General features: G+C 73.8%; 1 protein-coding gene and 1 pseudogene. Both read right to left on the bottom strand.

The features are described from left to right. Positions 1-379: pseudogene (locus AB8Z36_RS38250) on the bottom strand (phospho-sugar mutase); the annotation flags it as partial. Between the two features lie 180 nt (positions 380-559). Continuing rightward, positions 560-1,384: a purine-nucleoside phosphorylase gene (locus AB8Z36_RS38245; RefSeq protein ID WP_369217973.1), complete on the bottom strand. Its 825-nt coding sequence runs from the start codon at positions 1,382-1,384 to the stop codon at positions 560-562. Positions 1,385-1,438 lie beyond the last annotated feature (54 nt).

Below are 1,438 nucleotides of genomic sequence, written 5' to 3'. Positions count from 1 at the left end.
GCAGGGGGCGGGGGAGCACGGCGGCCCGCAGTCCGGCGCCCGTCATCACGGCGGCCGTGTCGCGGGCGAAGTCCGCCGACTTGTGGCGGGCGTCGTAGCCCACCACGACCAGGCCGTCGCCCTGTCCCTTGGCCCTGAGGTACGCGGCCAGGCCCGCGGCGGCGCGGATGACGACGGAACGGTTCATGCGCATGGGTCCGGCGCCGAGCTCGCCCCGGAGGCCCGCGGTGCCGAACTGGAGGGTGCCCGCGAAGCGTGCGGCGAGCTCTTCGGTGTCCTCGGCGTCGATGAGCTTGGCCAGCTCCTCGCGGGTCTCGGGGTCCGGGTCCTCGGCCAGCCAGGCACGGGCCCGCGCGATGAGTTCGGAGTTGTCCTGCACGTGTCGTCAGCCTTTCGTCATGGCTTCGCTGTCGCGGTCCTGGGGGTACTGGTACCCGGTGCCGGCAGTCGTCGTACCGCCCGATGCGGCGGGCACCCGCGGTGGCCTCCCGGCCGTTCCGGGGCACCCGAAGGCCCCCCGGCGGCCGGGGGCCACCGCGGGGCCTTCGGCCGTGGCCGGTCAGATGCGGGTGAGGACCTTGCCGAGGAGCTCGCCCATGCGCGTGGCGCTGTCGCGGCCCGCCTGGAGGACCTCCTCGTGGTTGAGGGGCTCGCCCGTCATGCCCGCGGCGAGGTTCGTCACCAGGGAGATGCCGAGGACCTCCGCACCCGCCTCGCGCGCGGCGATCGCCTCAAGGACGGTGGACATGCCGACCAGGTCCGCACCGATGGTGCGGGCCATGCGGATCTCCGCCGGGGTCTCGTAGTGCGGGCCGGGGAACTGCGCGTAGACACCCTCCTCCAGGGAGGGGTCGATCTCCTTGCAGAGGGTCCGCAGCCGCGGGGAGTACAGGTCGGTCAGGTCCACGAAGTTCGCGCCCACGATCGGCGACGTGGCCGTGAGGTTCAGGTGGTCGCTGATCAGCACCGGCTGGCCGGGGCGCATGCCCTCGCGCAGCCCTCCGCAGCCGTTGGTCAGCACGATCGTCTTGCAGCCCGCGGCGACGGCGGTGCGCACGCCGTGCGAGACGGCGGCCACGCCGCGGCCCTCGTAGTAGTGGGTGCGGCCGAGGAAGACCAGCGCCCGCTTCTCGCCGACCTTGATGGAGCGGATGCGGCCGCCGTGGCCCTCGACCGCCGGCGGCGGGAAGCCGGGCAGCTCGGTGACGGGGAACTCCGCCTCCGGCTCGCCCAGCGCGCCGACGGCCGGCGCCCAGCCGGAGCCCATCACGAGGGCGACGTCGTGGGTCTCTGCGCCCGTCAGCTCGCGCAGGCGCGCGGCGGCGGCGTCGGCGGCGGCGTAGGGGTCGCCCTGGATGCTGTCCGGAATAACTGAAGCGTTCACGCGGACGAGAGTAGCCGCAATCGCCCTACGCGCGTAGATGACGATGCTCACGGG

Origin of the sequence: Streptomyces flavofungini (assembly GCF_041028215.1) — a bacterium.
In the GTDB taxonomy this organism is placed as follows: Bacteria; Actinomycetota; Actinomycetes; order Streptomycetales; family Streptomycetaceae; genus Streptomyces; species Streptomyces flavofungini_B.
This window is presented reverse-complemented; position numbering and strand designations above follow the sequence as displayed.